The organism is Frigidibacter sp. ROC022, assembly GCF_024723735.1.
Lineage (GTDB): Bacteria > Pseudomonadota > Alphaproteobacteria > Rhodobacterales > Rhodobacteraceae > SLM-1.
Genome location: NZ_JANQDU010000005.1, coordinates 39,222 through 65,655 on the forward strand (window position 1 = coordinate 39,222; position 26,434 = coordinate 65,655).

General features: G+C 68.4%; 20 protein-coding genes and 1 pseudogene. 8 read left to right on the top strand and 13 right to left on the bottom strand.

What is annotated here, in order from left to right; all coding sequences use genetic code 11:
* Window positions 1-126: 126 nt before the first annotated feature.
* From pgi to zwf, 3 genes are read right to left on the bottom strand one after another with little or no spacing between them, the layout of a single operon-like run.
* The gene (gene pgi, locus NUW50_RS18540; protein ID WP_258290669.1) at window positions 127-1,731 is read right to left on the bottom strand and encodes a glucose-6-phosphate isomerase; all 1,605 of its coding nucleotides are present in this window, start codon (window positions 1,729-1,731) and stop codon (window positions 127-129) included.
* A 25-nt stretch (window positions 1,732-1,756) separates the two neighbouring features.
* Window positions 1,757-2,428 carry a 6-phosphogluconolactonase gene (pgl, locus tag NUW50_RS18545; protein ID WP_258290670.1) on the bottom strand — a complete coding sequence of 224 codons (672 nt, stop codon included), beginning with the start codon at window positions 2,426-2,428 and terminating at the stop codon, window positions 1,757-1,759.
* Window positions 2,425-3,876, bottom strand: coding sequence for a glucose-6-phosphate dehydrogenase (gene zwf, locus NUW50_RS18550; protein ID WP_258290671.1), 1,452 nt, complete (start codon window positions 3,874-3,876; stop codon window positions 2,425-2,427). Before zwf ends, pgl begins: the two co-directional genes overlap by 4 nt.
* Window positions 3,877-4,227: 351 nt before the next feature.
* Here zwf and NUW50_RS18555 point away from each other — a divergent pair, with 351 nt between their 5' ends.
* A complete protein-coding gene (locus tag NUW50_RS18555; RefSeq protein ID WP_258290672.1) occupies window positions 4,228-4,845 on the top strand; it encodes a VPLPA-CTERM sorting domain-containing protein in 618 nt (205 codons plus the stop codon).
* A 150-nt stretch (window positions 4,846-4,995) separates the two neighbouring features.
* On the opposite strand, the gene infC is transcribed toward NUW50_RS18555, so the two are convergent.
* Window positions 4,996-5,508, bottom strand: coding sequence for a translation initiation factor IF-3 (gene infC, locus NUW50_RS18560; RefSeq protein ID WP_258290673.1), 513 nt, complete (start codon window positions 5,506-5,508; stop codon window positions 4,996-4,998).
* A 269-nt stretch (window positions 5,509-5,777) separates the two neighbouring features.
* Here infC and NUW50_RS18565 point away from each other — a divergent pair, with 269 nt between their 5' ends.
* On the top strand, window positions 5,778-6,836 hold the full coding sequence (locus NUW50_RS18565) for a hypothetical protein (protein ID WP_258290674.1): 1,059 nt from the start codon (window positions 5,778-5,780) through the stop codon (window positions 6,834-6,836).
* 106 nt (window positions 6,837-6,942) lie between these two features.
* On the opposite strand, the gene NUW50_RS18570 is transcribed toward NUW50_RS18565, so the two are convergent.
* From NUW50_RS18570 to cysG, 6 genes and pseudogenes are all read right to left on the bottom strand, one after another.
* Window positions 6,943-7,746, bottom strand: a complete 804-nt coding sequence (locus NUW50_RS18570; RefSeq protein ID WP_258290675.1) for a ferredoxin--NADP reductase — start codon at window positions 7,744-7,746, stop codon at window positions 6,943-6,945.
* Window positions 7,747-7,835: 89 nt separating this feature from the next.
* Window positions 7,836-8,372, bottom strand: a complete 537-nt coding sequence (locus tag NUW50_RS18575; protein WP_338001372.1) for a DUF934 domain-containing protein — start codon at window positions 8,370-8,372, stop codon at window positions 7,836-7,838.
* Window positions 8,355-9,131 (bottom strand): annotated as a pseudogene (locus NUW50_RS18580) (phosphoadenylyl-sulfate reductase); the annotation flags it as partial. The pseudogene NUW50_RS18580 and the gene NUW50_RS18575, both read right to left, overlap by 18 nt.
* Window positions 9,121-10,785: a nitrite/sulfite reductase gene (locus NUW50_RS18585; RefSeq protein WP_258290676.1), complete on the bottom strand. Its 1,665-nt coding sequence runs from the start codon at window positions 10,783-10,785 to the stop codon at window positions 9,121-9,123. The gene NUW50_RS18585 and the pseudogene NUW50_RS18580, both read right to left, overlap by 11 nt.
* Window positions 10,778-11,083 carry a DUF2849 domain-containing protein gene (locus tag NUW50_RS18590; protein WP_258290677.1) on the bottom strand — a complete coding sequence of 102 codons (306 nt, stop codon included), beginning with the start codon at window positions 11,081-11,083 and terminating at the stop codon, window positions 10,778-10,780. Before NUW50_RS18590 ends, NUW50_RS18585 begins: the two co-directional genes overlap by 8 nt.
* Window positions 11,080-12,483, bottom strand: coding sequence for a siroheme synthase CysG (cysG, locus tag NUW50_RS18595; protein WP_258290678.1), 1,404 nt, complete (start codon window positions 12,481-12,483; stop codon window positions 11,080-11,082). Before cysG ends, NUW50_RS18590 begins: the two co-directional genes overlap by 4 nt.
* Before the next feature lie 145 nt (window positions 12,484-12,628).
* Between cysG and NUW50_RS18600 the strand changes: the two genes are divergently transcribed.
* Both NUW50_RS18600 and NUW50_RS18605 read left to right on the top strand, forming a co-directional pair.
* Entirely contained in the window at window positions 12,629-13,090 is a 462-nt protein-coding gene (locus NUW50_RS18600; protein WP_258290679.1) for an Lrp/AsnC family transcriptional regulator, read from the top strand.
* Between the two features lie 118 nt (window positions 13,091-13,208).
* The gene (locus NUW50_RS18605; RefSeq protein ID WP_258290680.1) at window positions 13,209-13,808 is read left to right on the top strand and encodes a superoxide dismutase; all 600 of its coding nucleotides are present in this window, start codon (window positions 13,209-13,211) and stop codon (window positions 13,806-13,808) included.
* A 65-nt stretch (window positions 13,809-13,873) separates the two neighbouring features.
* Here the strand turns inward: NUW50_RS18605 and NUW50_RS18610 are convergent, their stop codons facing one another.
* Complete coding sequence (locus tag NUW50_RS18610; protein WP_258290681.1) at window positions 13,874-14,425, bottom strand: TIGR00730 family Rossman fold protein; 552 nt, start codon at window positions 14,423-14,425, stop codon at window positions 13,874-13,876.
* Between the two features lie 143 nt (window positions 14,426-14,568).
* Here NUW50_RS18610 and NUW50_RS18615 point away from each other — a divergent pair, with 143 nt between their 5' ends.
* On the top strand, window positions 14,569-16,785 hold the full coding sequence (locus NUW50_RS18615; RefSeq protein ID WP_258290682.1) for a LysM peptidoglycan-binding domain-containing protein: 2,217 nt from the start codon (window positions 14,569-14,571) through the stop codon (window positions 16,783-16,785).
* An 81-nt stretch (window positions 16,786-16,866) separates the two neighbouring features.
* Window positions 16,867-18,705 (top strand): ABCB family ABC transporter ATP-binding protein/permease, encoded by a 1,839-nt coding sequence (locus NUW50_RS18620; RefSeq protein ID WP_258290683.1) that lies wholly within the window; start codon window positions 16,867-16,869, stop codon window positions 18,703-18,705.
* A gap of 25 nt (window positions 18,706-18,730) precedes the next feature.
* Here NUW50_RS18620 and NUW50_RS18625 read toward each other — a convergent pair whose 3' ends face one another.
* Window positions 18,731-22,495, bottom strand: a complete 3,765-nt coding sequence (locus NUW50_RS18625) for an efflux RND transporter permease subunit (RefSeq protein WP_258290684.1) — start codon at window positions 22,493-22,495, stop codon at window positions 18,731-18,733.
* A gap of 2 nt (window positions 22,496-22,497) precedes the next feature.
* On the bottom strand, window positions 22,498-23,868 hold the full coding sequence (locus NUW50_RS18630) for an efflux RND transporter periplasmic adaptor subunit (protein ID WP_258290685.1): 1,371 nt from the start codon (window positions 23,866-23,868) through the stop codon (window positions 22,498-22,500).
* 244 nt (window positions 23,869-24,112) lie between these two features.
* On the opposite strand from NUW50_RS18630, the gene NUW50_RS18635 reads away from it, so the two are divergent.
* A complete protein-coding gene (locus NUW50_RS18635; protein ID WP_258290686.1) occupies window positions 24,113-24,745 on the top strand; it encodes a hypothetical protein in 633 nt (210 codons plus the stop codon).
* Between the two features lie 100 nt (window positions 24,746-24,845).
* Entirely contained in the window at window positions 24,846-26,228 is a 1,383-nt protein-coding gene (locus NUW50_RS18640; protein WP_338001370.1) for a PQQ-like beta-propeller repeat protein, read from the top strand.
* The last annotated feature ends 206 nt before the right edge of the window (window positions 26,229-26,434 follow it).

Genomic DNA, 26,434 nt, shown 5'->3' on the forward strand with positions numbered 1-26,434 from the left:
CGAGCCTATGCAGGCGGATGCGGGCTGTCCAGAGGCGTGACGCCGCGCGGGTCGAGAGGGCAGGCGCCTCCGGCGGGAGTATTTGGGACCCGAAGATGGGGCGGCCGGCCCCAAGGGGATGCGGGGTCAGCCGCGCAGACGGGCGAGCAGCATCCGGGTGGAGCCGTCCTTGCCGGCGGGGTCCTCGCTGCCGTCGACCATGGGCCCGAGCGCGGTGGCGAGTTCCTTGCCCAGTTCCACCCCCCATTGGTCGAAGGAGTTGATCCCGAGAATTACGCCTTCGACGAAGACCCGATGCTCGTAGAGCGCCAGGATCCGGCCCAGGGTGGCCGGGTCGAGCAGGTCGTAGACCAGCGTGGTCGAGGGGCGGTTGCCGGGGAAGACCCGGTGCCGGGCCTGGCGGTCGAGCTCGGCGCCAGTCAGGCCGCGGGCCGCCATCAGCGCGGTGGCTTCCTCGAGCGAGCGGCCGCGCATCAGCGCTTCGGACTGGGCCAGGCAATTGGCGATCAGCAGCCGGTGCTGGGCTGCGAGTTCGGGCTCGTGGCCGCGGGCGCCGATCATGAATTCGCAGGGCACCACCCGGGTGCCCTGGTGGATCAGCTGGTAGAAGGCGTGCTGGCCATTGGTGCCGGGTTCGCCCCAGACCACCGGGCCGGAATCGCAGGGCAGGTCGGCGCCGTCCATGGCGACGCTCTTGCCGTTCGATTCCATCTCGAGCTGTTGCAGATAGGCGGGCAGCCGGGCCAGGCGTTGTTCGTAGGGCAATACCGCGCGGGTGGCATGGCCGCAGATCTGGTTGTGCCAGATCCCGACCAGCGCCAACATCACCGGCATGTTGTCGGCGCCCTCGGCCTGGCGGAAATGCGCGTCCATCTCGGCGGCGCCCCGGCAGAAGGCGCGGAACCGCTCGGCGCCGATGGCCAGCATCAGCGACAGGCCGATCGGGCCCCAGACCGAGTAGCGGCCGCCGACCCAGTCCTCGAACCCGAAGACCCGCTCGGGCGCGATTCCCCAGTCGGCGGTCCTGTCCAGGTTCGAGGACAGGGCGCAGAGATGCCCGCCCGCCGAATCGGCCCCGACCTTGGCGGCCAGCCAGTCGCGCGCGGCGGCGGCATTGGTCATGGTCTCGATCGTGGTGAAGGTCTTCGAGGCGATGATGACCAGCGTGGTCTCGGGCGGGCAGAGCGCCAGCGTGTCGTGGATATGGGCGCCGTCGACATTCGATACGAAATGGCAGCGCGGCCCGTCGGCATAGGGCGACAGGGCGATATGGGCCATCGCCGGGCCGAGGTCCGAGCCGCCGATGCCGATGTTCACCACATCGGTGAAGCGGCGGCCGCCGGGGGTGGTGATCTCGCCCTCCCGCAGGCCGGTGGCGAAGCGTGCCATCCGGTTCCGGGTCGCCACGACGCCGGGCATGACATCGGTGCCGTCAACCAGTATCCGGGCATCGTCGGGCGTGCGCAGCGCGGTATGCAGCACGGCGCGGCCCTCGGTCTCGTTGATCTTCGCCCCGGAGAACATGGCGTCGCGTTTCCCGGCCAGGTCGGCCCGTTCGGTCAGGTCGAGCAGGGCGCGACGGATCTCGGCGTCGATATTGGTCTTGGAATAGTCGAACAGCATGCCGCAGGCCGTGACCGAGAAATCCCGCGCCCGGTCCGGGCTGTCGAACAGCGACAGGATGCGGCGGCCGGAACTGGCCGAATGGAGCGATTTCAGCGCGGCGAACATCGGATGTCCTCTTTCGGGAATTGGCCTAGTCGGCGTAGTGGATGGTGGCGTTCGCCAGCACCCCGGCGACCGGCGCCTGGGCCGGTTCGAGGTCGCGGGCGCGCATCAGCGCCTCCTTCTTGTCCTCGCCGAGCAGCAGCAGATGCAGCGACATCGCCGAGGTCAGATAGGGCAGGGTGATGGTCAGCCGGATCTCCTCTTCGCCGGGGCGGCGCATCGGCATCAGCAACGGCGCGTCCGGGGCCAGCGCCTCGGCCAGGCGGTCGGAGTCGGGGAAGATCGAGGCGGTATGCATGTCGGCGCCCATCCCGAGCCAGAGCAGGTTGAAGGGCAGATGCGGCGTGACCATTTCGGTCAGCTCGTCGAGCACGTCCTCGGGCTGCGGGGTGTCGCGCCAGAGCGGGTGGAAACGCGCCGCGGCGGCGTGGCCGGTCAGCAGGCGGCGGCGGATCAGCCGTGCATTGGAACGGTCCGAGCTTTCCGGCACCCAGCGTTCGTCCGAAGGCAGGATGTCCACCCGGTCCCAGTCCAGCGCGACGCCCGCGAGCGTGTCGAAGATCGGCCCCGGGGTGGTGCCGCCGGGAACCCCGAAGCTGACCCGCTCCTCGTGCCCCAGGGCGGCGCGCAATTCGCTGGCCATCATGTCGGCGGCCCGCATGAACAGGAAGTCACGGTCCGGATATTCGATCATCTTCATGGCTTGATCTCCCGCCAGCGGCGTCCGTCGCGATGCAGAAGCATCATCGAATCCTCCGGACCGTTGGAGCCCGGGTCGTAGGGTTTCGGCACGTCATGCCGGGCTTCCCAGCCCTCGATGATCGGGTCGGTCCAGGCCCAGGCGGCCTCGACCTCGTCACCACGCATGAACAGGGTCTGGTTGCCGCGGATCACGTCCATGATCAACCGCTCATAGGCATCCGGCGCCTCTTCCAGCTCGGGGCCGAGCGCATCGGCGAAGGTCATGTCCAGCGGCACGTCGATGAGCCGCATCCCGCCCGGTCCCGGTTCCTTGATCGTGACGCCGAGCGTCATGCCCTCGTTCGGCTGCAGCCGGATGGTCAGGATGTTGCGGTGCTGGCCGGCATCGTCGCCGAAGATCGAATGCGGCGCGTCCTTGAACACCACGGCGATTTCCGAGGCGCGGCTCTTCAGCTTCTTTCCGGTGCGCAGATAGATCGGGGTCCCGGCCCAACGCCAGTTCGAGATATGGATCTTCAGCGCGATGAAGCTTTCGGTGCGGCTCTTCGGATCGCCCGCATCCTCGCGGTAGCCGGGTTCGTCGCCGGCGGCATACTGGCCGCGGACGATCTCGTGCGGCTCCAGCGGATCGAGCGCGCGGATCACCTTCAGCTTCTCGTCGCGCACCGCGTCGGGGTCGAAGCGGGCCGGCGGCTCCATCGCGATCAGGCAGAGGAGCTGCATCATGTGGTTCTGCACCATGTCCCGCATGGCGCCCGCGTTGTCGTAATAGGCGCCGCGGCCGCCGACCCCGACCGTCTCGGCCACGGTGATCTGGATGTGATCGACGTAATGCGAGTTCCACAGCGGCTCGAACAGCATGTTGCCGAAGCGCAGCGCCATCAGGTTCTGCACCGTTTCCTTGCCGAGGTAATGGTCGATCCGGTAGACCTGACTTTCCGCGAAATGCGCCGCCAGCGTGGCGTTCAGCGCCTTGGCCGAGGCGAGGTCGCGGCCGAAGGGTTTCTCGACCACGATCCGGGAATCGGGGGTGGCGATCTTGTGCTTGTGCAGGCGTTCGGCCAGGGCACCGAAAAGCGAGGGACCGACCGAGAAATAGAAGGCCCGGATCACCCCCGGCCGCATCCGCTGTGCCAGCTCGGCCCAGCCGTTTTCGCCGGTGGCGTCGATGGTGACGAAATGCAGGCGGCCGAGGAAGGCCTTGACCTGTTCGGGGTCGCGGTCGGCGTCGGGGACGAATTCGTCGAGCGCCTCGCGGATCATGGTGCGGAAGTCGGCATCGCCGATATCGGCGCGCGCGGCACCGAAGACCCGCGCCTCGGGCGGCATTTGTCCGGCGACGAAACGGTGATAGAGGCTGGGGAAGATCTTCCGCCGCGCCAGATCACCTGTGCCGCCAAAAATCACCAGATCAAAATCCTCGACGGGAATGACTCGTGCGACCATGGTGACCTCGATACCTGTTAGCGCTAACTAAGCCCGTCTTAGCTGTGTCGTCGCGACGAGTCTAGCATCAGCGCCGCCCGACACAATCGCCGGAGACCGAATTCATGCCGCCGGTCCTGCGGGACACTGTTTCGGAACCGGCGGTGGATTGTTTCCGCCGGGCCTGCAATGTCAACCATGGATTGATCCCGCGCAATGCCGCGCGCCTCGGGCGGGCGGACCCGGGAAGTTTCGGCCCTGACTGACGCAACGTGAGAAGGAATTCCTTTGTTCTGCATGGCGACATGACCTATGTTGTCCGGAACGGTTTGGCGGCGTGTCGGACTGCCGAGCCTGGACATGGGGTATTCTATGAATTTTCTGAAGACATTTGCTGCGGTCGCACTGTTGGGGGCCGGGATGGCCGGTGGTGCGGTGGCATCGACGGTCCACGACGTGGTGATCGAAGTCAATTCAGCAAGCAACACGGACGTTGTTTCCGACGTCTTCACTTTGTCGAACCCGATCGGCAGCAACAGCGGTCCGAACTGCCCGTCGGACGCGGGTGAAAGCGTCGAGGCGCCCTGTGGCCTGGTCAACAACGGTCAGATGGGGACACTGACGGCGGCGCCGCCGGTGGTGGAATTCGATCTGGTGTCGATGTGGATCGAGCGGGTCTGCAACGGACAATGCACGGTTCCCACCTTTGTCGTTAAGGGCTACTATGCGAATGGCACGACGATTGCGACCTACTTCTCTGCCGGCTTCGCGGATGGCAAGATCGATTTTGACGACATCGGTAGCGGCGGCTATTGGAACGGGTTGACCAAGGTCGAGTTCTCCCAGATCGATGGCAGCGGCAACGTGCGCTATGACAATATCGCCGTGCGCTACACCACGGCAGCTGTTCCGCTGCCGGCGGCCGGTCTGCTGCTGCTGGGGGCCTTCGGTGCCCTGGGGGCGGTCCGGCGTCGGCGCAAGGCCGCCTGACCGAAAACTGGCTGCGGCCACGGACCGAGCAGGATGCAGCGCCCCGCGGGGCGCTGTTTTCGTTTGTCCGGGGCGCCGTGCCGCGCCCGGCAAGCAAACGGCCCGGACAGAGCCGGGCCGCGATGTCGCGTTGAAATTGTCTCCGAGGCCCTATTTGGCCGGACCGACCATCATCACCATCTGACGGCCTTCGACCTTGGGCATCGATTCGACCTTGCCGATCTCTGCGATGTCGCGGGCGACCCGTTCCAGCAATTCGCGACCCAGTTCCATATGCGCCATCTCGCGGCCACGGAAGCGCAGGGTGACCTTCACCTTGTCGCCGGCCTCGAGAAACTTGACCACCGAGCGCATCTTGACCTCGTAGTCATGGGTATCGGTTCCCGGGCGGAACTTGATCTCCTTGATCTCGATGGTCTTCTGCTTCTTCTTGGCCTCGGCCTCTTTCTTCTGGGTCTCGTACTTGAATTTGCCGAAATCCATGATCTTGCAGACCGGCGGCACCGCGTTCGGGCTGATCTCGACCAGATCCAGCCCGACCTCCTGGGCCATCATCATGGCGCGGGACGGGCTGACGACACCGACATTCTCGCCGTCGGCACCGATCAGGCGGATTTCATGAGCACGGATTCGGTCGTTGACCTTGGGGCCGGTATCGCGCACCGGCGGGGCGTTGTGAGGTCTGCGGGCTATGACGCTTGTCCTTTTGCGATTAGCTGAAAGTATCGCGCAAATTAGCGGCAGCGGGCCAGCTTTTCAACCGGATTCTAAGCATGGCGGCACGGGGCGGATTCCCGGTGGCCGGGGCCGGGCTGCGGACTTTCCAAGCGCCGGGCAATCTGGCATAGGACCGCGCAAGGCAGGGCCGGCCCCCGGGGTGGGGATCGAAAGCCGTGCCACAGAGCCGTCTCATAGGACTGGGGGATAGTAGAATGAATAGAAACGGATTGATTGCAGCCCTGATCGCGGCCGCCGTCGTGGTCGGGGGCGCCTGGTACATGAAGGCGCAGAAGGACGCCGAGATCGCCGCCGCCGCGGAAGAGAAGGCCGCGGCGGAAGCCAAGGCCGCCGAGGAAGCCGCCGCGGCCGAGAAAGCAGCTGCCGAGGCCAAGGCCGCCGAAGAGGCCGCCGCTGCCGAGAAGGCCGCTGCGGAAGCCAAGGCCGCAGAAGAGGCGAAAGCCGCCGAGGAAGCCGCCGCCGCCGAGGCCAAGGCTGCCGAAGAGGCTGCGGCCGCCGAGAAGGCCGCGGAAGAAGCCGCCGCCGCCGAGAAGGCCGCCGCTGAAGCCAAGGCCGCCGAAGAGGCGAAAGCCGCCGAGGAAGCCGCTGCTGCCGAGAAAGCGGCTGCCGAAGAGAAGGCGGCCGAGGAAGCTGCCGCCGGCGAGGCGGATGAGGAAAAGGCCGCCGAGGAAGCCAAGGCGGCCGAGGAAGCCGCCGCCGCCAAGAAAGCCGCGGAAGATGCTGCCGCGGCCGAGAAGGCTGCGGCCGAGGCGAAGGCTGCCGAGGAAGCCGCCGCTGCCGAGAAGGCCGCCGAAGAGGCTGCCGCCGCCGAGCAGGCCGCGGCCGAGGCCAAGGCTGCGGAAGAAGCGGCCGCCAAGGCTGCGGAAGAGGCTGCTGCCAAGGCCGCCGAGGAAGCCGCTGCGAAGGCCGCGGAAGAAGCCGCCGCGAAGGCTGCCGAAGAGGCCGCTGCCGCTGCGAAAGCGGCAGAGGAAGCCGCCGCGGCCGAGAATGCCGCTGCCGATGCCAAGGCTGCAGAAGAAGCCGAAGCTGCCGCCAAGGCCGCCGAGGCGGCTGCCGCCGAGGCGCTGCCGGACCCTGCGGTGGTCTTCACCAAGGAAGGCTTCAACCTGGAAGACGCTCAGAAGCTGATCGATGCCTCCTCGCTGTCGGACAGCGACAAGGAGATGCTGAAGAAGGCGCTGGAGCGGACCGAGAACCTGCCGTCGCTGCTGCCCGACGTTCTGACGGCGGCGCGGGAGAAACTGGGGCTCTGACCCGGTTCATCCGGAACATCGGACGGGCGACCCATGCGGTCGCCCGTTTTCGTTCGCGGTTGCGCGTGGGGCCGAAGGTGCCGCGCCCGGCTGCCCCGGGGACAGGCTAGATTCCGTCGCCGACGAAGGACTTCTCGACCACATATTCCCGAGGTTCGGAATTGGCGCCCTCGCGCAGGCCGAAACCTTCCAGCACCGCCTTCAGGTCGATGTTGAGCGCCATCGAGCCGCAGACCATGGCCCTGTCGGTCTCGGCCGACATCGCCGGCAGGCCGAGATCGGCAAAGACCTTGCCCGAGGACAGGTTGTCGGTGATCCGGCCCATGTGCCCGGAGGTCTCGCGGGTGGTGGTCGGGTAGTAGAGCAGCTTGCCCTTGACGAATTCCCCGATCAGCGGGTCGTCGGGCAGGCTCTCGATCAGCTTCCGGCCGTATTCCAGCTCTGCCGTTTCCCGGCAGGTATGCATCACGATCACCTGCTCGTAGCGTTCATAGGTCTCGGGGTCGCGGACCAGAGAGGCGAAGGGCGCGATGCCGGTGCCGGTGGCCAGCATCCAGAGCCGCTTGCCGGGCAGCAGCGCGTCGAGCACCAGGGTGCCGACCGGCTTGGGCCGCAGGATGATCTGGTCGCCGGGCCGGATATGCTGAAGCTTCGAGGTCAGCGGCCCGTCGGGCACCTTGATCGAGTAGAACTCCAGTTCCTCGTCCCAGCTCGGCGAGGCGATCGAATAGGCCCGCAGCAGCGGCTTGCCGTTGTCGCCCAGCAGGCCGATCATCACGAACTCGCCCGAGCGGAAGCGCAGGCTGCGCGGCCGGGTGACCCGGAACGAGAACAGCCGGTCGGTCCAATGCGTGACCTCGGTGACGGTCTGGGCATCGGGCAGGGTCTGGATCGGTTTTGCGTCGGTCATGGGCGAGACGGCACTCATCTGGTTCCGGGGCATGGTTTCGGGTCGCTGGGGCGCCTCATAGTGAAAAGCAAGGGATTGGGAAAGATGTCTCAGGCGCGCAGGCGCGACTGATAGTCATGCGCGCGCCAGTTTGCGCGCCGCTGCCACTGCGGCCAGGGCTGGCGGCGAGCCAGCTCGGCGGGGATTTCGACCTCGTCGAAACCCGAGCGGCGGGCCATGGCATATTGATCGGCGATCACCGGCCCGGCGGCGCGCAGCCGGCCCTGAAAGCCCATCAGCCGCAGCTGCCGGGCATGGGTGAAGCCGCGCCCGTCCGAGAAGCTGGGGAAGCGGACCCGGATCATGTCGATCTCGGGCAGATGTCGGGCCAGCAGCTGCGGGTCGTCCTCGGGGCCGATCTCGATGGCCGTCACCGGGCCGGTGGGGCCCGAGAACTCGGCCAGCGGCGTTACCGGATGCGACCAGTCGTCAGCGGCAAACCCCTGATCGGTGACGATCACCGGCGCGTCGGGCTGCGGTGCCGGGGTGGCGTCGGCGGTGTCCTCCTGCGGTGCGTGCTCGTCGTTGCGGACCAGCACCGGGCGCGGGGCCGGCATCGCATCGGCGGGCACCGGGCCGCGCACCATCCGGCCGTTGACGAAATGGATGCCGCACTCCTTCTTGCCGGTGCCGCGCCAGCGTCCGGCGCGTTCGTCCTCGCCCTCGGCCACCGGCGAGGTGCAGGGCGCGCAGCCGATCGAGGGATAGCCCCGGGCCACCAGCGGATGCCGGGGCAGGCGGTTGTTTTGGATGTAGTCCTGCACGTCGGCCTTGGTCCAGCGGGCCAGCGGGTTGACCTTGATGCGGGCCTCGGCCTCGTTCTCGAAGAACTCCAGCGCCGCGCGGGTGCCGCCCTGAAAGCGCTTTCGCCCGGTGATCCAGGTGTCGAAGCCGCTGAGCGCGCGTTCCAGCGGCTCGGCCTTGCGCAGGAGGCAGCAGGCGTCCATGTCGCGCCGGTGCAGGCTGTTGTCCGGGTCGCGGGCCCGGAGCGCCTCGGGATCGGGATGGATCAGCCGCACGTCGCGAAGGCCCAGCCGCTCGGTCAGGTCGCGCTGATAGGCGAGGGTTTCGGGAAACAGCAGCTCGGTCTCCAGGAACAGCACCGGGGTTTCGGGCCGCATCACCGAGAGCATGTGCAGGAGCACCACCGATTCCGCCCCGAAGGAGGAGACCAGCGCGATCCGCCCGACCTCGGGGTCGTGCAGGGCGCGTTCCATCACCGCGGTGGCGCCGTGGTGGCGATAGCGGGCGTTCAGGCTGGCGACGCGGCGCGCCACCGGGGCCAGGGGGGGCAGGTCGAGGACCCGGTCCAGCGGTGACCGGTCCGGCGCGGAATCATGCGGCATTGGCATCGGCCTCTTGATAGAGCGCCGACTTGAAGGGCGCGGGGCCCAGGCGGCGATAGGTGGCAAGGAAGGTCTCGGAGGGGTCGTGGCGCATTTCGAGATAGGCGCGGACGATCCGTTCCACCGCGTCGGTCACCTCGTCATAGGCAAAGCCGGGCCCGGTCTTGTCGCCCAGCACGGCGTCTTCGGTGCCGTCGCCGCCGAGGGTGATCTGGTAGTTCTCGACCCCGGCCCGGTCGAGCCCGAGAATCCCGATATGGCCGACATGGTGGTGGCCGCAGGCGTTGATGCAGCCGGAAATCTTGATCTTCATCGGGCCGATCTCGTGCTCCAGCTTCAGCGCGTCGAAGCGCTGCGCGATCTCCTGCGCGACCGGAATCGCGCGGGCCGTGGCCAGGGTGCAGTAGTCCATCCCCGGGCAGGCGATGATGTCCGAGATCAGGCCGATGTTGGCGGTCGCCAGCCCGGCCGGCTTCAGCGCCGCGTGCAGGGCCGGCAGGTCGGCGCGGTGGACATGCGGCAGGATGATGTTCTGCTCGTGGCTGACCCGCAGTTCGGAATGGCCATAGGTCTCGGCCAGATCGGCCATGAGCCGCATCTGCGCGGCGCTGGCATTGCCGGGGGTCTCGCCATGCGCCTTGAGCGAGATCGAGACCACGGCGTAATCGGGGTTCTTGTGCGGGCTCAGATTGGTGTCGGCCCAGGCCCGGAACACCGGATCGGTCAGGGCCGCGTGATAGGGCGCGAGCGGTTTCTGCACATAGTCGGGCGGGGCGAAGGCGCGTTCGATCTCGGCCAGCAGGGCCTGATCGGCGCCGCCGAACTGGGGCCGGAGCGCCTGGAACCGTTCCTCGACCAGGGCCCGGAACTTGTCGAGACCGTTCTCGAAGACGGTGATCTTGATCCGCGCCTTGAACTTGTTGTCGCGGCGGCCGAGCATGTTGTAGGTGGCGACGATGGCCTCGCAATAGGGCAGCAGGTCGGCCTTGGGCAGGAAGTCGCGGATCACCGGGCCGATCATCGGGGTCCGGCCCAGGCCGCCGCCGACGATGACCTCGAAACCCGGCTCGCCGCGGTCGTTGCGGATCATCCGGAGGCCGATGTCATGCGCCCGGGTCACGGCGCGGTCGTTCGGGCTGCCGGTGACGGCGATCTTGAACTTGCGCGGCAGGAACTGGAACTCGGGATGGTCGGTGGACCATTGCCGCAGCAGTTCCGCCACCGGCCGGGGATCTTCGATCTCGTCCGCCGCGGCGCCGGCAAAATGGTCGGCGGTAACGTTGCGGATCGTGTTGCCCGAGGTCTGGATCGAATGCATCCCGACATCGGCCAGTGCCGAGAGGATTTTCGGCACATCCGGCAGTTTCGGCCAGTTGAACTGGATGTTCTGCCGGGTGGTGAAATGGCCGTAGCCGCGGTCCCAGGTCTCGGCGATCATCGCGAGTTGGCGCATCTGGCGCGGGTTCAGGGTGCCATAGGGCACGGCGATCCGCAGCATGTAGGCGTGCAGTTGCAGGTAGAGCCCGTTCATCAGCCGCAGCGGGCGGAATTCCTCTTCGGTGAGGCTGCCGTCGATCCGCCGCGCCACCTGGGCCGAGAACTGGGCCACGCGCTCACGCACGAAGGCGGCGTCGAAATCGGTATAGTCATACATTCTGGGTTTCCTGCTTGCCGTGCGGATAGTTCGAGGGGCCACGGGCCCGGAACGCCTCGCGGAAATGCACCGGCTCGGGGCCGTTCGGGCCGGGGCGTGCCTCGGCCAGATAGGGGCCGACGACCTCGGAATCGCGGGCGGAGGCGTCGAGCAGGCGCAGCTCGGCAATCGCCTCGTCTTCGATCAGCTCGGCTTCGGAATGGACCCGGCTCCAGCGGTTGTCGGCGGTCAGATAGACCACGTCGCCTTCCAGCAGGGCGTTGGCGGTGACGACCTTGGGGGTGAATTTGCGGCTCATGACAGGGCTTCCAGTTGCGGGGAAAGGCGCGCGGTGCTGCGGGCGGCCTCGCGCGGGGCGAGGCCGACAAGGACGATGGCCGGTTGGCCGGACCCGGTGCCCGAGATCGTCGCATCCAGCCCGGCCAGATCGCAGGCCAGGATCCGTTGATCGGGGCGCGAGGCATTCTCGACGATGCTGACCGGGGTCGCGGGATCGGCACCATGCATCAGGAGCCGGCCCTGCACGAAACGGGCCGCCTTCCGGGCCATGTAGATTGCCGCCACCGCGCCGGGCCGGGCCAGCGCCCGCCAGTCGTGCTCGGCATAGCCCTGCATGTCATGGCCGGTGATCAGCCGCATCTCGGCATTGCGGCCGCGCCGGGTCTGGCTCTGGTCCAGCGCCGCCACCGCGGCCGAGGCGGCGGTGATCCCGGGAATGACGGCATGCGAGAGCCCGGCCCCGATCACCGCGTCGAGTTCCTCGTCCAGCCGCCCGAACACCGTCGGATCGCCGGATTTCAGCCGCACCACATGCAGACCCTGCCGCCCGTGTTCGACGATCAGCGCATTGATGTCGTCCTGCCGTACCGAGGGGCCGAAGCCCTGCTTTCCGGCGGCGATGATCCGCGCCTCGCGCCGGGCCAGTTCCAGCACCGGGGCCGGAACCAGCCGGTCGTGGATCACCACGTCGGCGCGGTCGAGCGCCTTGCGGGCCTTGAGGGTCAGAAGCTCCGGATCGCCCGGCCCGGCGCCGACGAAATCGACATGGCCGGCACTTGGGGCCCGGCCCAGGTGGCTGTCCAGCAGGTCGCCCAGGCTGTGCCGCACCGCATCCTCGCCGCCGCGGGCAAGGGCGCGGGGGCCGGCAGTGTCGTAGTATTCGGCCCAGAAGGCGCGGCGGGCCCGGCCATGCGGCAGGGCCGCCGCCAGCTTGCGGAAACCCTTGCCGATCCGGGCCAGCGGTCCGAGTGCGGCGGGCAGGCGGTCTTCGAGATCGGCCTTGATCATGCGGGCCAGCACCGGGGCGGCGCCCTCGGTGCCGATGGCGATGGTGACAGGGCTGCGGTCCACGATGGCGGGGGTCAGGAAGTCGGACCCGGCGAGGTCGTCCACGATATTGACCAGCGCCCCCTCGGCCCGGGCGATGGCGGCAACGCGGGCATCCTCTGCGGGATCCTCGGTGGCGCCATAGACCAGTGTCGCCGCGCCTGCGTCGCCCGCCGCGAACCGGCGCCGGTGCAGGATCAGCCGGCCGGCATCGGCCCAGGCGGCGATCTCCGGGGCGGGCGACTCGGCATGGACGGTGATCCGCGCCCCGGTGCGCAGCAGCAGCCGCAACTTGGCCAGCGCCGCGTCACCGCCGCCCGCCAGCACCACGCGACGGTCCGAGAGATCCAGGAAGATCGGAAAATGTTGCATGTTGCGGGGCCTGATGCCGGGTTGCTCTTGGGCGCAATATAGAACATTGTCCCGATAATCTGCCACCGGCGGCGGCGAATAAGGACGCACGTTCCGATATGCGCCGCAGCCGGGAGGAAATCGCCGTCACGGAAGGAAAAGCGGAATGGCTGTCCGAATTGATCAAACCGACCGGAAAATCCTGATCGAGCTGCAACGCGACGCGGGCCGTTCGCTGGACGAGATCGCCAAGGCGGTGGGCAGTTCCAAGACCCCGGTCTGGAACCGGATTCGCAAGCTTCGCGAGGCCGGGGTGATCGGGCCGCAGCGGGTGACGGTGGACCCGGAGGCCCTGGGCTTCGAAGCCTGCTTCTTCGTTCTGGTCCGCACTTCGGAACATGATCTGGAGTGGGAGCAGAAGTTTCTCGAAGCGGTCTCGAAGCGCCCCGAGGTGCTTGAAGCGCATCGGCTGGCCGGGGAGATCGACTATATCCTGAAGGTCCGGGTCAGCAACGCCCGGGCCTATGACACCTTTTATCAGGCGCTGATCTCGGAAGTGAAAATCCACAACGTGACGGCGCTCTTGTCGATGCAGGAGATCAAGGCGACGACGGAACTGCCGATCTGAGCCGGAACCCGGCGCCGGCCGTGCGGGTTTCCCCGACGTCGCCGGTCGGGGTTGACGATGCCCCCGGACCGGCACAGGTATATGGCCAGCGAACACCCCCTCAGGAAAGGACTCCGAAATGGCTTTCTCACTTCCCGATCTTCCCTATGCCCATGACGCGCTGGCTGCGGCCGGCATGTCGAAGGAAACGCTCGAGTATCACCACGACCTGCACCACAAGGCCTATGTCGACAACGGCAACAAGCTGATCGCCGGGACCGAGTGGGAGGGCAAGTCGGTCGAAGAGGTCGTCAAGGGCACCTACAAGGCCGGCGCCGTGGCGCAGTCGGGCATCTTCAACAACGCCTCGCAACACTGGAACCACACCCAGTTCTGGGAAATGATGGGGCCGAAGTCGGGCCCGATGCCGGGCGAGCTGGAGAAGGCGATCACCGAAAGCTTCGGCTCGGTGGACAAGTTCAAGGAAGAGTTCGCCGCTGCCGGCGCCGCGCAGTTCGGCTCGGGCTGGGCCTGGCTGGTCAAGGACACCGACGGATCGCTGAAGGTCACCAAGACCGAGAACGGCGTCAACCCGCTCTGCTTCGGCCAGACCGCGCTACTGGGCTGCGACGTCTGGGAGCACAGCTATTACATCGATTTCCGCAACAAGCGGCCGGCCTACCTGTCGAACTTCCTCGACAATCTGGTGAACTGGGAAAACGTGGCCTCGCGTCTCTGAGCCGCGAGCCGACGAAATCCGGGGGGTCTGCCGTTTCGGCGGGCCCTTCTTCGTTCAGGGCGGGGTCAGCCCGCGGCGGCCTTCAGAACCTTCCGGGCTTCGGCCACATCCGGCACCACGGTGATCGCGGCGCGCAGCGAGGGATCGGCGAAGCCCTCGGCGATGCAATGGTCGATCAGGGCCAGCAGTGGCTGCCAGTAGCCCTCGACATCTATCAGGACGATCGGCTTGTCATGCAGGCCGAGCTGCGCCCAGGTCAGCACCTCGAAGAATTCGTCCAGCGAACCGGCGCCGCCCGGCAGCATGGCCACCGCGTTGGCATTCATGAACATCACCTTCTTGCGCTCGTGCATGGTCTCGGTGACGACAAAGCGGGTGAGGTCGCGCTTGCCCTGTTCGGCCTGGATCAGGTGGATCGGGATCACCCCGAAGGTCTCGGCCCCGTCCCTCTGTGCCGCCCGCGCCACCGCGCCCATGATCCCGACATCTCCGGCGCCATAGACCAGTTGCCAGCCTTCGGCGGCGATGAGCCGGCCAAGGTCCTCGGCGGCGGCGACATATCCGGGCCGGGCGCCGGGGCGCGAACCGCAATAGACACAGAGAGAGAAGTCGGGCATCGGCGGGACCTTTCACGGATGGATCAACAGGCCGTGCGCAACAGCACGTGTCGCAATCGGCTTTTGACCCCTGATAGACGGGTTGCTATGGTCGCTCAAGCGCCGCCTGACCAGGGCAGCGCGGCCATAGGGGGCCATGGGTTATGGCGAAGGCGGCGGCCGGTGCTGGACCGGCCAGAATTGCGGTATGGGTCGGCGCGGCGGCCGTTGTGGCGGCGTTGGGCTGGTTCGGCATGGCCCGGTTCGGCGGCGATGCGAAGCAGGCGGGCTCTGGTGAGGCCGATGCCGGGCAGCTGCCGCAGGCCGGGGCGGAGACGCCCGAGGCGTCGGCCCTGGCCGATGTGACACCGGACAAGCCCGCAGCCGATGCCGCGCCCGAAACGGCGGCCCCCGAGACCATCACCTCGGCGGCGCCGGCGCCACCCGCCGTCGCGCCGGTGCCGGAACCGCGTTTCGACGTGGTGCGGGTCGAGGCCGACGGCAGCGCGGTGATCGCCGGAACCGCGGCACCGCAAGCGCTGGTGTCGCTGCTGGTCGATGGGGAGCCTCTGGCCGAGGTCGCGGCGGATCGCCGGGGGCAGTTCGTCATCCTGACCACCATCGCGCCCGGTGATGCGGTGCGGCAAATCCGGCTGAGTGCCGCCCAGCCCGGGGCCGAGCCGTTGCTGTCCACCGAAACCGTGCTGCTGGAACCCGCGCCGCCGGTCGTGGCCGAGGAGGTGCCGGCGCCCGATGCTGCGGATGGGACCGGCGAAGCGGGGGCGGCCGAACTGGCTGCCGCCTCGCCGGTCGATTCCCCCGCCGGGCCGGAGGAAGCCGGTGGCATGGCGGCGTCGGAGGAACTGGCCGAGGACATGGCGGCCCGGGAACCCGCGGCTGTGGATGTCCCGGCCGACAAGCCTGCCGCCACGGAACTGGCGGAGGGGCAGGGCGCACCGCTCGGTGCCGATCTGGCATCGGTTGAGGACGCCGTGCCCGAAGCCCCGGATGCGCCGGACGAACCGGCCTCGGCCAAGCCCGACATGCCCGAGGAGGCCGTGCCGGAGGTTGCCGACGCGGGGCCTGCGGTCACGCCCGATGCGGGTTCGGTGGAAGTGGCCGAGGCAGAGGAGGCTCCCGAGTTGCCCGAGGAGGCCGCGCCGGAAGCCGCCGACGCGGCGCCTGCGGTCACGCCCGATGCGGGTCCGGTGGCGGTGGCCGAGGCGGAGGCGGCTCCCGAGTTGCCCGAGGCGGCCCGGGCCGCGGTGGCGGCGCTGGTCGCACCTGATCTCGAAGTTCCCGATGTGGCCGGTTCACTGGCCGCTGCGGGGGATGAGGACGCCCTGGCCCTGCCGCGCGGCCCGGAAGGCCCGGTGCTGGGCATGGCCGCGGCGCAGGCGCTGGCCGCGGACACACCGGCGCTCGGCGAGGCGGCGGCAAGGGTTCTGCCGGACGAGGCTGCACCGCTCGGGGCTGCTGCCGTCGCTGCGGTTTCCGAAGAAGGGCCCGATCCGGTCGGGGCCGGGGCCGCCGCGGCTCTGGCCGAGCTCACGCCTGGTTCAACCGTGCCGGCGTCGGGTGAAGCCGTCGCGCGTTTGCTGGCAAACCCGGCCCCCGAAACGGCTCCGGAAGTGGCGGAAGACCCGAGCCCGGCCGAGACGGCAGAGGCGGCGGCACCGGAACCTGCACCCGCCGTCGCGCCCCGCGTCGCAGCGCTCGCGCCGGACGAACCCGCGCTGCCCGGGGCCGAAGCGGCACCGCCGCAGGTCGCCGTGGCGCCGCTCGGCCCGGCGCCGGCCGCCGCCGCCAGCCCGGCCCCGCCCCGGGTGCTGCTGGCCGACGAAGCCGGGATCAAGGTGCTGCAGCCTGGGGGTGCGCCTGCGGTGCTGGACTCGGTGGCCATCGATTCGATCGCCTATGACACCGAGGGAGAGGTGATCCTGACCGGGCGCGGCACGGCGGACGGCTTCGTGCGGGTCTATATCGACAATTCCGAGGTCATCACCGCCGCCGTCGATGCCGATGGCCAGTGGCGCACCGACCTGCCGGATGTGGACAAGGGCGTCTACACACTGCGGGTTGACGAGATCGACGCCGAGGGCGCCGTGACCAGCCGGGCCGAGACGCCGTTCCTGCGCGAGGCCGCCGCCGATATCGTCGCGGCCAATCCGGAGCTGCGCGAGGTCGGCACCGGACCGGGGGCGCAACGGATGTCGGTGATCGTGCAGCCGGGCAATACTTTGTGGGGAATCGCCAAGGAAAACTACGGCCAGGGGGTGCTCTACGTCCGGGTCTTCGAGGCCAACCGCGACCGGATCCGCGACCCCGACCTGATCTATCCCGGCCAGGTCTTCGACGTGCCAAAGGCCGGGGCCGAATAGCGATTTGCCGGGCCGATAGCGCCTCTGCCTCTGGTCATGTCCGCGGCTCGCGCCTATGTGAGCGGCGAGCGAGGGCGGATATTGCGACGAACAACGGTAAGCGAGGCGCGGCTGGACGGGCGCTACAAGGGCAGCGGCTGGCGCACGGTCAAGCGTGTGGCACCCTATCTCTGGCCCGAGGGTCAGGCCTGGGTCAAATACCGGGTGGTGCTGGCCATCGCGGCGCTGATCCTGGCGCGGGTTGTCTCGGTCATCACGCCTTTCTTCTACAAGGCTGCGGTGGATGCGCTGTCGGGCGACGGGCAGGCGGACATCGCCTGGACGCTGGGCGCCGGGGCGGTCGGGCTGACGGTCGCCTATGGTATGGCGCGGCTGATGTCGGTCGGGTTCCAGCAGCTGCGCGACGTGATCTTCGCCGCCGTCGGCCAGCGGGCCCTGCGGCAATTGGCGCTGGAGACCTTCCGGCACATCCATGCGCTCAGCCTGCGCTATCACATCACCCGCAAGACCGGCGGCCTGTCGCGGATCATCGAGCGCGGCGTCAAGGGGGTCGAATTCCTGCTGCGCTTCATGCTGTTCTCGATCGGTCCGCTGATCCTGGAACTGCTGATGATCGCCGGGGTGCTCTGGTATCTCTTCGACGCCTGGTATCTGGTCGTCGTCTTCGTCACCATCGCCTTCTACACCTGGTTCACCTTCGCGGTCACCGAGATGCGGGTGAAGCAGCGCAAGGTGATGAACGATCAGGATACCGACGCCAACCAGAAGGCGATCGACAGTCTGCTGAACTTCGAGACCGTCAAGTATTTCGGCGCCGAGGCGCGCGAGGCCGAGCGCTATGACGGTGCGATGGAGAAATATGTCGCGGCGGCTCTGAAGACGACCTATTCGCTGAGCTTCCTCAACTTCGGCCAGGCGGTGCTGATCACCTGCGGGCTGGTGGGGGTGATGGTCATGGCGGCGATCGGGGTCGGCAAGGGCGTGATGACGGTCGGGGACTTCGTCATGGTCAATGCCTACATGATCCAGATCACCATGCCGCTGAACTTCCTCGGCACCGTCTATCGGGAAATCCGCCAGGCGCTGATCGACATGGCCGACATGTTCGACCTGCTGGGCCAGCCCCCGGAAGTGGTGGATGCGCCCGGAGCCCCGCCGCTGAAGATCACCGGCGGGGCGTTGCGCTTTGACGATGTGCATTTCGCCTATGACCCGGACCGGGAAATCCTGAAGGGCGTGACGCTGGAAGTGCCGGCCGGTCAGACCGTGGCCATCGTCGGGTCCTCGGGTTCGGGGAAATCGACCATCGGGCGGTTGCTGTTCCGGTTCTACGATGTCACCGGCGGCAGCATCACGATCGACGGCCAGGACCTGCGCGACGTGACCCAGGTCAGCCTGCACAGGTCGATCGGCGTGGTGCCGCAGGACACGGTGCTGTTCAACGACAGCGTCGGCTACAACATCGCCTACGGCCGCCCCGAGGCCAGCCAGGCCGAGATCGAGGAAGCGGCACGGGCGGCGAATATCCACGATTTCATCTCCGGCCTGCCGCAGGGCTACGAGACCAAGGTGGGCGAACGGGGGCTGAAGCTTTCGGGTGGCGAGAAACAGCGGGTGGGCATCGCCCGGACCTTGCTGAAGGACCCGCCGATCCTGCTGCTGGACGAGGCGACATCGGCGCTGGATACCGAGACCGAGCAGAGCATCCAGGGCGAGTTGAAGGCGATGGGCCGCGGCCGCACGGTGATCGTCATCGCGCACCGGCTTTCGACCATTGCCGACGCCGACCGGATCGTGGTGCTGGAAGATGGCCGGATCGTCGAGCAGGGCAGCCACGAGGCGCTGCTGGCCAAGGGCGGGCGCTATGCGGTGCTCTGGCAGCGGCAGGCGGCGGAAGAGGACGAGATCGCCGCGGAGTAGGGTCGGGGCATGGCAGCGCCGGGCCCTATTCGGCGGCCTTCATCGGCGGGCCGCCGCTTTCGTCATCGCCGGGGTCGCCGTCGCCCGGGTCGCCGTCGCCGGGGTCCTCCTCGCCTTGCTGCGGGCCATCCCCGGACTGATCCGGGCTCGGCGGCTGCTCTTCGGTTTCGTCCCCGGCCTCCGCTTCCGCCAACCGCCGGGCGCGCTCCATCAGGGCCGTGGTCGGGGCGTCCAGCGGCGGCAGGTCGTCATGCTCTTCGCCGTCTTCCGCGCTGCCCCATGCCGCGTCCTGCTGCGGCGGCGGCCAGGCGGTGTCCCAGAGGATTTCCGGCGATGTCACCTCGCGGGCGGCCCGGCGCTGTGCCAGGTCGCGGGCCGGGCGTGATTGGCGTCCCAGCATCAGCGCCGCGCCGACCGCCCCCAGCCGATAGGCTCCGGCGCCGATCCAGACCGGCAGGCTCAGCATCGCCGGGGTCAGCACCAGGGTCAGCACCGTGGCAATGCCGAGACCGAAGACCACCGCCGTGGCCAGCTGGGTCCACCACTGCGCTGCCGGCGAGTTGATCGAATAGCCGCCGTTGATGAAATCCAGCGACAGCGACAGCATCATCGGCGCCAGCCCCGCCATCGTGGTGATCGTGGTCAGCAGCACCGGACGGATGCGCATCTCGGCGGTGCGGATGATCGCCTCGATCCGGGGCATGTAGCGGGCCAGGTCCTGATAGGTGTCGATCAGCACGATGTTGTTGTTCACCACGATCCCCGCCAGCGCGACGATCCCGGTGCCGGTCATGATGATGCCGAAGGGCTGATCCATCACCAGCATCCCGATCAGCACCCCGGTGGTCGAGAGCACCACCGCCAGAAGCACCAGAACCGCGTTGTAGATCGAGTTGAACTGGGCCAGCAGGATCACGAACATCAGCCCCAGGGCGCCGAGGAAGGCCTGCATCAGGAAGGTCTGGCTGTCGGCCTCTTCCTGCTGGTCGCCGGTCCATTGCCACGAGACTCCATCGGGCAGCGGATCGGTTTCCAGCCAACGGGTCAGCCCGGCGATGCGCTCGGCCGGGGTGATCGCGGTGCCGTCCTCGGTGGTCTGGCCCGGCGCCACGCCGGCCTTGACGTCATAGAAGCGCTGCTGGTCGAAGCGGTCGATCTGGCCGACCTTGCGGACCGCCTTTCTGGTGATGAAGTTGGACAGCGGCACCAGCCCCGAACTGGTGCGGACCTTGAGCGTGTCGAGCGTGCTCAGCACCCGGTCGGATTCAGGCAGCCGGACCCGGATCTCGATCTCCTCGTCGGAACTGTCGACCCGCATGGTGTCGAGCAGGATGCCCCGTGTCACCAGCTGCACCATGCCGCCGACCGAGGCGACATCGGCGCCGAAGCGGCCGGCCTTCTCGACATCCACGGCAATCTGCCAGTCGATGCCGGGCAGCGGCAGGGTATCCTCGATCCCGGTCAGGGCCGGGGTCGCCTCGAACTTCTCGCGGACCCTGATGGCGGCCTCGGTCAGGGCGTCCCAGTCCTCTCCGGTCAGCCGCAGATGCACCGGTTTCGACGAGGCCGGCCCCATGGCGAGATTCAGCACCTCGGTCTTGATGCCGGGGATTTCGTCCATTCGCGCCTGCAGACGTTCCAGCACCAGATCGCCGTCAAGTTCGGGAATGTCGCGGCGGTCCTCCCAGGGCACCGTCTCGATCTGGATCTGACCGATGGAATCGCGCGGTCCCTGTGCAAAGGCGGCATTGCCCAGACCACCCGCTCCGGCAAAGGCGAAGGCGGTATGCACCCCGGGTTCGGTCAGGGCCACCTGTTCGACCTGGGCCACCAGCCGGTCCTTCTCTTCCAGCGACAGGTTGCCCCGGGCCCGGACATAGATGATCGCCTGCTCGGGCTCGGTCGCGGCGAAGAACTCGACGCCCTTGTTGTTGGCGCCATAGACCTGGAAGGTGATGACCACGAAGGTCAGCACGGCGCCGATGGCCACGAAGGGCATGACCGGGTTGCCGGTGATCAGGGCGATGAAATGGCCGAAGGGGCTGCGGCGATACCCGGCGCGAATCCGGGTCGGCTTCCGGGTGATCGTCACCGCGCCCATGGTGATCGAGGTCAGCGCCGCCCCGGCCAGGAACATCGCCCCGCCGGCCAGGCTGCCCAGATTGCCCTGCAGCCCGATCCGGGCCGGGTTCAGCACCACCATGGCCCCGGCGAAGGCCAGCCAGAGTGAAGGTGGCACCAGCAGGGCCCGCAGCGGCCAGACCGGCAGAACCCGGCGCAGCCGGGCCGAGGTGCGGTCGAAGATGCGCGAGATCCGGCCCGCGACCCCACCCATCACCGGCAGATAGATCAGCGCCACGATCAGGCTGGCGCAGAGCACGAAGATCAGCGTCACCGGCAACATGCCCATGAACTCGCCCGCCACGCCGGGCCAGAACAGCATCGGCAGGAAGGCGCAGAGCGTCGTCGCCGTGGACGAGACCACCGGCCAGAACATCCGCTTGGCGGCGTCGGTGAAGGCATGCATCGGCCCGACACCCTGCGAGATGCGCCGGTCGGCGAATTCGACCACCACGATGGCGCCATCGACCAGCATCCCGACCGCCAGGATCAGGCCGAACATCACGATGTTCGAGATCGTCACCCCCATGATGGCCAGGAAGGCGAATGTCAGCAGGAAGGAGGTCGGGATCGCGAAGCCGACCAGCAGCGCCGAGCGGCTGCCCAGGGCGGCCAGCACCACGATCATCACCAGCGCGATCGCGGTCAGGACCGAACCTTCCAGCTGGCCGACCATGGAGGCGACCTGACGGCTCTGGTCGTTCGACAGCCCGACCTGCACCGCCTTGCGCAGTTCCGGGTCCCAGCTGGCGCGTTCCGCCTCGACTTCGGACCGGATCAGCGCCGCGGTGTCGATGATGTTGAAGCCCTTGCGCTTGACCACCTGCAGGGCGACCGTGTCGCGGCCGTTGAACCGGGCGGTGCCGGTCCGATCCTCGAAGGTCAGCCGGATCGTCGCCAGATCGCCCAGGGTCACGGTCCGGTCGCCGTTCTTCTTCACCGGCAGGTCATAGACATCCTGAGGGGCCTGGAAACTGGCGGGAATCTTGACCGAGAAACTGCCGCCCGGGGTCTCGACCTCGCCCGCGGCGATGAGCTGGTTGTTGTTCTGCACCGCGGCCAGAAGTTCGCCGGCGGTGACGTTGTAGGTCTCCAGCCGCAGCGGGTCGATCACCACTTCCAGCATCTCGTCGCGTTGCCCGGCCAGCCCGGCCTCGAGCACCGGGTCCAGCGATTCGAGCCGGGTCTGCATCGCCTTGGCCAGGCGCAGCAGGGTGCGTTCGGGCACATCTCCGGACAGGTTGACGATCAGGATCGGAAATTCCGAGAAGTTCAGCTCGTTGATCGTGTACTTGTCGGCGCCGGCGGGAAAGGAAGCCTCGACCGTGTTCATCCGGTCGCGCAGGTCGGCGATGGTCTTGGTCTTGTCCCAGCCGAATTCGAACTCTAGCGCGATGCCGCCGTAGTTCTCGGCCGCGGTGCCGGTCATCTTCTTTAGCCCGTCCAGATCGGCCAGCTTGGTTTCCATCGGCCGGACCAGCAGCTTTTCCGAATCCTGCGCCGAGATGCCGGGGAAGGGGACCGAGACGAAGAGCGCCGGGATCTCGATATCCGGTTCGCCCTCCTTGGGCAGGCCGACATAGGCGATGGCGCCGGCCAGGATCGACATCACGATGAAGGCCAGAACCATGCGGGCCCGGCTGGCAGCCCAGTCGATCAGCCCGGACATGCTCAGAGCCCCTCGGTCCGGGTCGCCTCGACGGCAACGCCGTCGGTGACATAGTCCTGACCGACGACGATCACCTCGGCCTCGTCCGGCAGGCCGGTGATCAGCATCCCGTCCTGGCTGTCGCGCACGACGGAAACCGGGTGGAACCGTGCCAGGCCATCGGCCACCAGCCGCACCCCGAGCCTGCCGTCATCGTCGAGCGTCAGCGCCGAGGCGGGCAGCAGATGCGCCCGGGCCGGATCGCTCTCGATCAGGATTTCGACGGTCTGACCGTCGCGAATCGAGAGGTCCGGATTGTCCACCGTGACCTCGACACGGAAGGTCCGGGTCGCTTCGTCGGCGGCACGCGACAGGAAGCTGACCTGGCCTGCGACCTCGCGCCCGTCCGCCAGCCGTGCCCCGGCGCGGGCGCCTTCGCGGACCTTGGCGATCTCGGTCTCCGAAATGAAGCCGACCAGCAGGATCCGGTCGAGCTGCACCACGGTGGCGCAGAGCCCGCCGGGTTGAAGAAGGCTGCCGCGCTCGGCGCTGTCGGTTTCCAGCAGGCCCGAGAAGGGCGCCCGGATTTCCAGCTTCTCGATCTCGCGCCGGGCGGCGCCGACCCCGGCCTCGGCCGCAAGTATCCCGGCCTCGGTCGCCTGCACCGCCGCACGGGCCTGTTCGATCGCCGCTTCGGCGCTGCGCACCCCGGCGCTGACCGAGGTGACATTGGCCTTGGCGGCGCTGGCCCCGGCGCGGGCGGATTGCAGCGCCGACTGGGCCGAGTTCAGCTGGTTGTCCGAGGCGAATCCCTGGTCCTTCAGGCTTTCGGCCTGCCGATAGGCCAGTTCCGCCTCGGCCAGCCTGGCCTCTGCCTCGGCCAATCGGGCTTCGGCCTCGGGGATTCGGGCCTGGGCTTCGGACAAGGCGGCTTCGGCGGCGGCGATCCGGGCCTGGGTCTCGGGACGATGGGCGCGGGCCTCGGCCAGCCTGGCCTCGGCCTCGGCCAGGGCCTGCTCGCGGGTGCCGGGGTCGAGACGGCAGAGAAGATCGCCTTCCGAGACGCGCGCGCCGCGCGGTGTCGGTTCCGAGATCACCAGCCCAGAGGTCTCGGCGCGCACCTCGACCTGCCGCGCCGCTTCGGTCCGCCCCCGGACCAGCACCGCATTGGGCACTTCCTGCGCCCGCGACAGCAGCGAGACGACCTTGACCGGGCGCTGCGCGGCGGCTTCCTGCTCGGCAGGCGGGGCGAGTTCGGGCTCGGGTTCCGGGTCGGCGGCGGCTTCGGCCGCCGGGTCGCGGCCGGCCAGTTGCAGCAGCCAGTCGCGTTCCATCACCAGCGCATAAAGCGCCGCGCCGACCAGGGCTGCCGTCAGGATCGGGAAAAGTCGCATCTCTCGCCGCTCGCTCCGCCCGATCTGCTGCCGACCGAAGCAGATTGCCATGCCCGATCGCAGACTGCCCACTGCAAGGGCCGAATTGGCCCCAAATCCCCGAAAATCTATAGGTTCCGCGCCACAGGTGCAAGTTCAGCGCCCGCAGCGCCCCGACGAACCGCCGCCGCACTTGTCCGCCGGACGGGCTTCGGAGTATGAGAGGGCAGCGTTGTCAGCTAACGACCAAAAAAGGGGCAGGGGTGTGAGCAGCAATCCCGACAGTTTCATCGACGAGGTGACCGAAGAGGTCCGCCGTGACCGGCTGTTCGCCTTGTTCCGCAGATATGGCTGGATCGGTGTCCTGGCCATCGTGCTGATCGTCGGCTGGTCGGCCTGGCTGGAATGGGACGCGTCGCGGCAGCGGGCCCGCGCCCAGGCCTTTGGCGACGCGGTGATCGCGGCGCTGGAAAAGGCCGATCCGGCAGATCGCGCGGCGGCGCTGGAAGGCATCACCGCCAAGGACAAGAACCAGGCGACGCTGCTGACGCTGCTGGGCGCCGCCACCAAGGCCGATGCGCCGAAGCTGGCCGAGTTGGCGGCCGACCCGGAGATTCCGGCGGTCTACCGCGATCTGGCGGCGTTCCGGCGTCTGCTGCTGTTGAACGATCTCGACGAGGCGGAGCGCATCGCCGGATTCGAGGCTCTGGCGACGCCGGGGGCGCCGTACCGGGTGCTGGCCGAGGAACAGATCGCGCTGATCGACATCACCGCCGGGCGGACCGACAAGGCGCTGGAGCGGCTCGAGGCATTGTCGGAGGACAGCGAGGCCTCGGGGGCCTTGCAGCGACGCGCCAAGCAGTTGATGGTGGCGATCGGCGGGACGCCGGGCAACTAGCCCGGCCGGATGAGGCGGGCAGGGAAGGGGAGACCCGACCCGGGCTCGCGGCAACAGCGGAACCGGGGCGATCCCGGCGCGCAGGGGAAGAGGGCGGCAAGTGACGCGACAGGACGTAACGCGGATCGGGTCTTTCGGCATCGGGCTGCTGGCTGCGCTGGCGATGGTCTCGGGCTGCGGAAACCGCGAGCTGATCCTTCCCGGAGAGCGATTCGATCTCCGCGCACCGCTGACGGATTCGATGCCCGAGGGCGAGGTGGCCGGGGCCGCGGTGCCGCTGCCGCTGGCCGACGTTGCCGCGGAAGAGGACCGGACCCGGCCGCTGGCCCTGCCGGCGGCGCAGTCGCCGGCCTCCTGGCCGCAGCGCGGCCTGAACCCCGCGCATCTGCTGCCGAACCTGGCGCTTTCGGGCAATCTGACCCCGCTCTGGACGGTGAAGATCGGTCGCGGCAATGACCGCAAGCACCGGATCACCGCCGATCCGGTGGTCGATGGCGGCCGGATCTTCACGCTGGACAGCGAAGCCACGGTGATGGCGCATTCCACTGCCGGCGAGGCGCTGTGGAGCGCCGACCTGACAACCCCCGGCGACCGCGACGGCGATGCTTCGGGCGGCGGGCTGGCGATTGCCGGCGGCAAGCTCTTCGCCACGTCGGGTTTCGGTACCGTGACCGCGCTTGATCCGGCCAGCGGCCAGGTGATCTGGAGCCAGAAGATCGGTGCGGTCGGCTCGGCGGCGCCGACGGTGGTGGGCGACATCCTGTATGTGATGGGCCGCGACAACCATGCCTGGGCGATCCGGGCCGGCGACGGCAAGGTGATCTGGGAAGTGACCGGCACGCCTTCGGTCGAGGGCTATGTCGGCGGTGCCGGTCCGGCGGTGGATAACCGGATCGCGGTGCTGCCCTTCGCCTCGGGCGAGGTCGTCTCGGTCCTGCGCCTCTCGGGGGTGCGGAGTTGGGCCACCACGGTTTCGGGCCAGCGCCGCGGCAAGGTCTATGCGGCAGTCTCGGACATCTCGGGCGATCCGGTGCTGGCCGATGGCCGGGTCTATGCCGGCAATGCCTCGGGGCGGCTGGTGGCGCTGGACGCGGGGACCGGTGAACGGCTGTGGACCGCGACCGAAGGCACCTATGGCGCCGTGATCCCGGTCGGCGGATCGCTGTTCCTGGTTTCCGACAATGCCGAGCTGGTGCGGCTGGACGCCGAGACCGGGGCGAGGATCTGGGGCACCGCGCTGCCGAATTACGTCAAGGCCAAGCCGAAGAAGCTGAAGACCGTCTATGCGCATTACGGGCCGCTGCTGGCCGGCGGGCGGCTGCTGGTCGCCTCGACCGACGGGCTGATCCGGCTGTTCGACCCGGTCTCGGGCGCCGAGGCCGGACAGGTCGCGCTGCCCGGCGGCGCGGCCTCGAACCCGGTGGTGGCGGGCGGAGTGCTCTATGTCGTCACCGCCAAGGGCACCCTCGCCGCCTATCGCTGAGCCGAGCCGCGCCCGGGCACGGCCTGCTGCGCGAAGCCTTCACCCGGGTATTCGGGCCGGGGCCGTCGCAGGGGGCGCTGCCCCCTCGCCTGCGGCTCACCCCCGGGATATTTTCCCGGTGAAGCCGGGCAGGGGCGCCGGGCTGCCGCGACGCCGGGCTTTCCTTGCGCCGCGCTTGGGTGTATCCGGCGCGCTTGATCGGAGCC

Coding starts and splice junctions, on each gene's coding strand:
- pgi (WP_258290669.1), bottom strand. CDS start 1,731: ATGTTCGCCGCGCTGAAATCGCTCCATTCGGCCAGTTCCGGCCGCCGC.
- pgl (WP_258290670.1), bottom strand. CDS start 2,428: ATGAAGATGATCGAATATCCGGACCGTGACTTCCTGTTCATGCGGGCC.
- zwf (WP_258290671.1), bottom strand. CDS start 3,876: ATGGTCGCACGAGTCATTCCCGTCGAGGATTTTGATCTGGTGATTTTT.
- NUW50_RS18555 (WP_258290672.1), top strand. CDS start 4,228: ATGAATTTTCTGAAGACATTTGCTGCGGTCGCACTGTTGGGGGCCGGG.
- NUW50_RS18565 (WP_258290674.1), top strand. CDS start 5,778: ATGAATAGAAACGGATTGATTGCAGCCCTGATCGCGGCCGCCGTCGTG.
- NUW50_RS18570 (WP_258290675.1), bottom strand. CDS start 7,746: ATGACCGACGCAAAACCGATCCAGACCCTGCCCGATGCCCAGACCGTC.
- NUW50_RS18575 (WP_338001372.1), bottom strand. CDS start 8,372: ATGGTGCGCGGCCCGGTGCCCGCCGATGCGATGCCGGCCCCGCGCCCG.
- NUW50_RS18585 (WP_258290676.1), bottom strand. CDS start 10,785: ATGTATGACTATACCGATTTCGACGCCGCCTTCGTGCGTGAGCGCGTG.
- NUW50_RS18590 (WP_258290677.1), bottom strand. CDS start 11,083: ATGAGCCGCAAATTCACCCCCAAGGTCGTCACCGCCAACGCCCTGCTG.
- cysG (WP_258290678.1), bottom strand. CDS start 12,483: ATGCAACATTTTCCGATCTTCCTGGATCTCTCGGACCGTCGCGTGGTG.
- NUW50_RS18600 (WP_258290679.1), top strand. CDS start 12,629: ATGGCTGTCCGAATTGATCAAACCGACCGGAAAATCCTGATCGAGCTG.
- NUW50_RS18605 (WP_258290680.1), top strand. CDS start 13,209: ATGGCTTTCTCACTTCCCGATCTTCCCTATGCCCATGACGCGCTGGCT.
- NUW50_RS18610 (WP_258290681.1), bottom strand. CDS start 14,425: ATGCCCGACTTCTCTCTCTGTGTCTATTGCGGTTCGCGCCCCGGCGCC.
- NUW50_RS18615 (WP_258290682.1), top strand. CDS start 14,569: ATGGCGAAGGCGGCGGCCGGTGCTGGACCGGCCAGAATTGCGGTATGG.
- NUW50_RS18625 (WP_258290684.1), bottom strand. CDS start 22,495: ATGTCCGGGCTGATCGACTGGGCTGCCAGCCGGGCCCGCATGGTTCTG.
- NUW50_RS18630 (WP_258290685.1), bottom strand. CDS start 23,868: ATGCGACTTTTCCCGATCCTGACGGCAGCCCTGGTCGGCGCGGCGCTT.